Source organism: Candidatus Andeanibacterium sp., from assembly GCF_057143545.1.
Genome location: NZ_DBNHSF010000184.1, coordinates 1 through 6276, shown reverse-complemented (window position 1 = coordinate 6276; position 6276 = coordinate 1). Strand labels below are relative to the sequence as shown.

Below are 6276 nucleotides of genomic sequence, written 5' to 3'. Positions count from 1 at the left end.
TGCGCGGACAGGCGGATGTCCTTGCGGGTCTCGCGCGCGAGCAGCGGATTTCCGCCGCTGGTCGTTTCGATCAGGACGGTCTCGTTGTTGGCGAAATCGTAAACCGCGACATTCTCGTTCACGATCGTCGGACTGCCGAGCTGGGTCAGGCTCGGCGCCGCTTCGGCATAGATGTAGCTTGCCTGCAGGCTGAGGCTCTCGGTCGGCGACCAGAACATCCCGACCGTATAGTCATAGAGCGTGCCGAAATCCGACAGGTCGGTGATCCCGCCATTGAGGTTGAGCGAAATATCGCCGATCCCCGAGAGCACCCCTTCTCTCCGGCTGGTCAGCGGAATCCCGAGATTGCCGCCCGCGCTCAGCGAATGGCGGGTCAACGAGGTCTCGATCCCGGGATTGCGGGTGTCCATGCTCTCGAAATTGGTCAGCGAATAGCCGCTGCGCAATGTCGCGCTGACTTCGCCGGCCGGCATCCACAACAGGACGCCATTGGCCGTCGCGAGGCTGTTGAAGGTGCGCGAGGTCGTTTCCGCCAGGTCGCGGTCGGCGCTGGGCAGCACCGGCAGCATCCCGTCGATCGCGAAATCGCCTGCCAGCGCGCCGGCGACGAGGTCGCTGGTGTCGAGCCGGCGGTCGTTGAAATTCTTCGAATGTGCGATCGACCCGTCCATCGTCGCCGTAAGCTGCCATGCGCCGAGCGGATGGTTGAGCGTGGCGCCGCTCGAAAAGGTCAGGGTCTCGCGCTTCTGGCGGATAACGTCGTCGGGATTGACCACCCGCCGCTCGCTGTTGTCGTCCGGGTCGGTCAGCAGGATGACGTTGTAGCCATCCCTGCCCTTCGACAGCGACTTTTCGACACTGCCGTTGAAGGCCAGCGAGCCGCCGCTGTCGCCGACCGGGATCGTATAGGTTCCGTCGAAGGCATATTCCCAGCTCTTGTCGCGCAAGGTGCGCTGCGTCGCCGGATCCGGGTCGGAAGCAATCGTCGGTATCAGCGATTCAGGTTCGACGATCCCGCGCTCGACATCGTACAGTGCCGAAGACAGGGTGACTTCGCCGTTGAGGTTGAGGCGGCGCGAGCCGTCGATCCGCAGATAGGTCAGCTCGGACTCGCTCGTCCAATAGCCACCTGCCCAGGGCTGGCCGTATTCGCGTTCGCTCTCGGTCGAACTGAAATCGTCCTTGAGGATGAAATTGATCACCCGCTGGTCGGCCGAATAGCCATAACGCAGCGCCACTTCCTCGGGCAGTACTTCGACCCGGCGCAAGGCTTCGGGCGGTTAGGAGCGCAGCTCGCGGAAGCTTGAAATACGCATGCCATTGACCAGCATCACGGGGAACCCGCCGCCGCGGCCACGCCCGGAATTGGTTTGCGGCGAGAGTTCCTGCACCAGGTCGGCAATCGAACCAACGCCATAGGCGGCAATGTCTTCCTCGTTGAGCACGAGAACCGGCGGCTGCGGAGCGTCGACCTGGCCGCGCAACCGGTCCGCCAGCACGAGAATTTCCTCGTCTTCGTTGACGAGTTCCGGATCGAGATCGTCCGCCAGTTCGGGCTGTTCGTCCGCGACGGCCGGGGAAGAACCCAGGATTGCGGCGCATGCAATGCCGGAGAGGAGAAGCGCTCGGCTCGTCTTCATGATTGACTTTGTCCTTAGAGGGCTTAGCCGCGCTCAAGCGCCTTATAGAAGATTTCTCAAGCGACTTATTGTAACATTTAGTCGCAAGTCGATGAATGTCCGGTGAAACCGGACGAAATGCCCGCACCATGGCGCCTGGCAGGGATTCCGCGCTCGCATCCGGGCCGGCTCCCCGGATCCGTGCGGCACAGGCACGCACTTCCCTTTTCGGCGGTCCGGCGCTATGGGGCGCGGCCAAGGCACGACAATACATAGGATTTGAAATATTTATGGCGAAAGAAGAACTCCTCGAAATGCGCGGCAAGGTAGTCGAACTACTGCCTAACGCGATGTTCCGGGTGGAGCTCGAAAACGGCCATGAAGTCCTCGGCCATACGGCAGGCAAGATGCGCAAGAACCGTATCCGCGTGCTGGTCGGCGACGAGGTGTTGTGCGAACTGACCCCATACGACCTGACCAAGGCACGGATCACCTACCGCTTCATGCCCGGAAGGGGCGGCCCGGGGCCGCAATAGCCATCTTGGGCGCACAGCCCTCACTTATCCTTGCTTCCGCCAGCCCGCGACGCCGCGAATTGCTGGCGCAGATCGGCGTCACGCCGGCGCGGGTCGAGGCTCCCGAGATCGACGAGACTCCGCACAAGGGCGAATTGCCGGCGCCCTATGCCCTGCGCATGGCGCTGGAAAAGGCCGCGGCAATCGACCGGCATGAGGGCGATATCGTCCTCGCCGGCGACACCACCGTCGCGCTCGGGCGCCGGATCCTGCCCCAAGCCGAGAACGAAGCGCAAGTGGCGAGCTTCCTCGCGCTGCTTTCCGGACGGCGGCACAAGGTCCATTCGGCTGTCGCAGTCATCGGCGAGGACGGCACGGTCCGGCATCGCCTGGCCAGCAGCGTGGTCCGGTTCAAGCACCTCTCGCGCGAGGAGATCGGCGATTATGCCGCTTCGGGCGAGGGGGTCGGCAAGGCCGGCGGCTATGCCGTGCAGGGCCGCGCCGCCGGGCTGATCGACTTCGTTTCGGGCAGCTATTCGGGCGTGGTCGGACTGCCGCTCTACGAGACGCGGGCGCTGCTCAAGGCGGCGGGCCTCGACCTTGGCTGAGTGGCTGGTTGAACAGGGGATCGGCGAGGAACGCGCGATCCTGCTCGAGGGCGGCGAATTACTCGCGGCCAAGATTCGCTGGCCGGGAGAATTGTCCGCAGGAAAGCCAGCCTATGCGAAGCTTGTCAAAAAGCTTGCCGACAGTTCTCGCGGGTTGGCCCAAACCGAGGACGGCACCGAGATACTTGTCGATCAATTGTTGCCAGACTTCACCGAGGGCCAGCACCTGACGTTGATAGTCACCCGCGCGGCCATTGCAGAGCGCGGGCGATACAAGCGCGCGCAAGCGCGCCCTTGGGTCGAAGGAGAGCATGCAATCCCTGCCGAGGGCGATGTCTTCGCTCTTGGAAACAGCGTTCGCAGGTTCCCCGACGGGTTGTGGGAAGAAATCTGGACCGAGGCATCGGATGGCGTGGTCGAATTCGAAGGTGGCAGCCTCTCATTTTCCGTCACGCCGGCCATGATTCTGATCGACGTGGATGGCACCGCGCCGCCAAAACAGCTAGCGCTGTCGGCAATACCCTCCATCGCATCAGCACTACGGCGCTTCGATATCGGTGGCTCGGTCGGGATAGACTTCCCCACGCTACCGCAAAAGGATGATCGCAAGGCGGTCGATGCGGCGCTCGATAGGGCATTGGCAGATTGGCCGCATGAGCGCACTGCCATGAACGGGTTCGGCTTCGTACAACTGGTTGCCCGGCTGGAGGGGCCATCGCTGCTCCAGCGCATCGCCGGAGACCGCAGCGGAGCTGCCGTGCGCTTGCTGCTCCGCCGCGCCGAAACCGTGTCCGATCCCGGCGCGATCCTGCTGACCTGCCACCCGGCGGTGGAAGCGAAACTCAGGCCCGTATGGCTGAGCGAACTCGCCCGGCGGACCGGCCGTGAGATTCGCGTCGAAAGCGATCCGGCCCTTGCGCTCGAAGGCGGCTTTGCGCAGGCTGTCCCGCGATGACCGGCTCGACCAAATCCAAACTCTGCCCGATCTGCAAGAAGCCGCGCAGCGAAGAGTTCGCGCCTTTCTGTTCGCCGCGCTGCCGCGACCGCGACCTCGCACAATGGTTCAACGATGGCTACGCCGTGCCCGGGCCGCCCGCTGCGCCCGAGGACGTCGTCCAGGACGATTGACCGCGCAGCAGGCCAAACAAGTCTTGCCCAAACAGGTCTTGCAATGCCGCTTGCGCTTCGCCATAGGCGCGCATTCCAACCGCTCGCGGGCCGTTTCCGGCCGTGACTGCAGCGAATGCCCAGGTAGCTCAGTTGGTAGAGCATGCGACTGAAAATCGCAGTGTCGGTGGTTCGATTCCGCCCCTGGGCACCATTTCCTTCTGCCCTACCGCTTACGCTGCTTGAGGGAGTCCTTGTCGCCCTACCGCTTCGCTACTTGAGGGCGAAGGCGAACCCGGATTCGCCTTGTAATCGCTCGGGAATCGGCCATAGACTTGCCCCGGCCTTCGGGGGGAGCCGCACCTGCCCGGATTGACCTTGCGACCCTGATGCGGCGAAGCCCCTGCCATGCGGCGGCAGGGTGAGGGAAAGTCTGTGCCAGGACCCGACATCTTCCTGAGCTACAACCGCGAGGATTCCGACAGGGCGAAGCAGTTCGCCGAAGGGTTCGCGGCGGAGGGGCTCGACGTGTGGTGGGATGTCGCGCTGCGTTCGGGCGAAGCCTATGACGAGGTCACCGAGAACGCCCTGCGCAACGCCAGGGCGGTGGTGGTGCTGTGGTCGAAGAAGTCGGTCGTCTCGCGCTGGGTGCGGGCCGAAGCAACCCTCGCCGAACGCAAGAAGACCCTGATGCCCGCGATGATCGAGGAGTGCGAGCGCCCGATCATGTTCGAACTGGTCCAGACCGCCGACCTTTCGGATTGGCGCGGCGACACGTCCGAAAAGGCGTGGCAGGACTTTGCGCGGCACGTTTGCGAATTCGTCGGCAAGGAAGCGCAAGCTCCGAAACCCAAAGCAAAGGACGAGCCGCTCCCCGGCCTCGACCAGGTCTCGCTCGTCGTCTTGCCCTTCGCCAATATGAGCCGCGACGAGGACCAGGAATATTTCGCCGACGGGATCACCGAGGACGTCATCACCGACCTGTCGAAGGTCTCCGCACTCGGCGTGATCAGCCGCAACTCCTCCTTCACCTTCAAGGGCAAGACGGTCGACATTCCCGAGGTTGCCCGCCAGCTCAACGTCACTCATGTGCTCGAGGGAAGTGTCCGCAAGGCCGGCAATCGCGTGCGCGTTACCGCCCAGTTGATCGACGGATCGAGCAACAACCATGTCTGGGCCGAGCGCTGGGACCGCGACCTCGACGACATCTTCGAGCTGCAGGACGAGCTTTCCGAGGCGATCGTCGAAGCGCTCAAGCTCAACCTGCTGCCACGCGAGAAGAAGGCGATCGAAGGCCGGGGAACCAGCAATCTTGAGGCCTACGACCTGTTCAGTCGAGCCCGCGCGCTCCATTCGACGGCCGGTCATCACAACCTGCTACGCGCGATGGATCTCTATCGCGAAGCAACCAATCTTGATCCCGACTTTGCCCAGGCATGGGCAGGCTTGGCACATTCCATCCAGTTCACGGGTGTTTACGAGCCGAAGCTCTTTAAGGAACTGTGGGACGAATTCAAAGCGGCGAGCCGGAAATCCATCGAGCTTGCCCCAAAGCTGCCCATGGCGATCCTCACTGCTGGCCAGGTGGCGGCTTGGGAATACAATTGGGACGAAGTCGCAAGGATTATCGACTCCACGGATTTCGAGCTTGGTGCAGAGCAAAGCATCAAGGCACACTTTGCTCTCTTGCTGGGGAGGGCAAACGAAGGCGCGGAGCTGGCCCTGCGCGGTCGTGAGGTCGATCCCCTGTCGATCGGAAATTCTTTCGGCACCCAGTATATCCTCGATGCCGCGGGAAGGCTCGACGAAGCCGAAGCGGAATACGAGCGCAGCAAGGATCTGGAAGGTCCGAGGGTAACGATGGAATGGCGCGCGATAACGCGAGCCATGGTGCGCGGCGACCACGAGCGCGTGTGGGACATCTTCCGCAATCGCTGGGACCGAAACGATCACTTCATGCCGTTCCGCAATCACCTGATCGAAGTCCGGGACAAGCCCGAGGAAGCGCTGGCGATCCTGCACGAAGCGCTGGAAGATCCAGCCTACCAGGATGGCTCGCGCATGGGGGCGATCGCCACATGGGCGGTCTATTACGGCGACATCGATATGGCGCTCGAAGCATTCCGGCGCGGGCCGCTGACCACCAAGCACTACATCGGCTTCCTCGAAATGTGGTTCCCGCAATATGCCGAGCTTAGGCAGGACCCGCGCTTCAAGCAGCTCCTGATCGACAGCGGGATCGTCGATCACTGGCGCAAGACCGGCAATTGGGGTGATTTCGCGCGGCCTGTGGGCGATGCCGATTTCGAGATCATCGCATGAGCGGGCCGGACATCTTCCTCAGCTACAACCGCGAGGATGCGGAGATCGCCCGGCGCTATGCCGAGGCGTTCAAGGGCGAAGGGTTCGATGTTTGGTGGGATGCGC

Annotated in this window: 7 protein-coding genes and 1 tRNA gene; 6 read left to right on the top strand and 2 right to left on the bottom strand. The window is 63.0% G+C overall.

Translation table 11 applies throughout. From position 1 onward, the window contains the following. A partial coding sequence (locus AC16XC_RS11015) for a porin family protein (protein ID WP_484034704.1) occupies positions 1-1268 on the bottom strand: 1268 nt, incomplete at its 3' end. Positions 1269-1280: 12 nt separating this feature from the next. Further along, entirely contained in the window at positions 1281-1640 is a 360-nt protein-coding gene (locus AC16XC_RS11010; RefSeq protein WP_484034703.1) for a hypothetical protein, read from the bottom strand. A 269-nt stretch (positions 1641-1909) separates the two neighbouring features. On the opposite strand from AC16XC_RS11010, the gene infA reads away from it, so the two are divergent. The 6 genes from infA to AC16XC_RS10980 all read left to right on the top strand — a co-directional run bounded on the left by infA (position 1910) and on the right by AC16XC_RS10980 (position 6171). After that, on the top strand, positions 1910-2155 hold the full coding sequence (infA, locus tag AC16XC_RS11005) for a translation initiation factor IF-1 (protein ID WP_047806247.1): 246 nt from the start codon (positions 1910-1912) through the stop codon (positions 2153-2155). Positions 2156-2160: 5 nt separating this feature from the next. Beyond that, a complete protein-coding gene (locus tag AC16XC_RS11000; RefSeq protein ID WP_484034702.1) occupies positions 2161-2742 on the top strand; it encodes a Maf family protein in 582 nt (193 codons plus the stop codon). Beyond that, the gene (locus tag AC16XC_RS10995) at positions 2735-3697 is read left to right on the top strand and encodes a ribonuclease (RefSeq protein WP_484034701.1); all 963 of its coding nucleotides are present in this window, start codon (positions 2735-2737) and stop codon (positions 3695-3697) included. The genes AC16XC_RS11000 and AC16XC_RS10995 overlap by 8 nt, the downstream gene beginning before the upstream one ends. Then, positions 3694-3870 carry a DNA gyrase inhibitor YacG gene (locus AC16XC_RS10990; protein WP_484034700.1) on the top strand — a complete coding sequence of 59 codons (177 nt, stop codon included), beginning with the start codon at positions 3694-3696 and terminating at the stop codon, positions 3868-3870. The genes AC16XC_RS10995 and AC16XC_RS10990 overlap by 4 nt, the downstream gene beginning before the upstream one ends. A 117-nt stretch (positions 3871-3987) precedes the next feature. After that, a tRNA-Phe gene (locus AC16XC_RS10985) sits at positions 3988-4063 on the top strand. A 221-nt stretch (positions 4064-4284) separates the two neighbouring features. After that, positions 4285-6171, top strand: a complete 1887-nt coding sequence (locus AC16XC_RS10980) for a TIR domain-containing protein (RefSeq protein WP_484034699.1) — start codon at positions 4285-4287, stop codon at positions 6169-6171. Positions 6172-6276: the final 105 nt, after the last annotated feature.

What these genes read in the sequence shown, in the direction of transcription:
- infA (WP_047806247.1), top strand. Translation starts at nt 1,910, where the DNA reads ATGGCGAAAGAAGAACTCCTCGAAATGCGCGGCAAGGTAGTCGAACTA.
- AC16XC_RS11010 (WP_484034703.1), bottom strand. Translation starts at nt 1,640, where the DNA reads ATGAAGACGAGCCGAGCGCTTCTCCTCTCCGGCATTGCATGCGCCGCA.
- AC16XC_RS10990 (WP_484034700.1), top strand. Translation starts at nt 3,694, where the DNA reads ATGACCGGCTCGACCAAATCCAAACTCTGCCCGATCTGCAAGAAGCCG.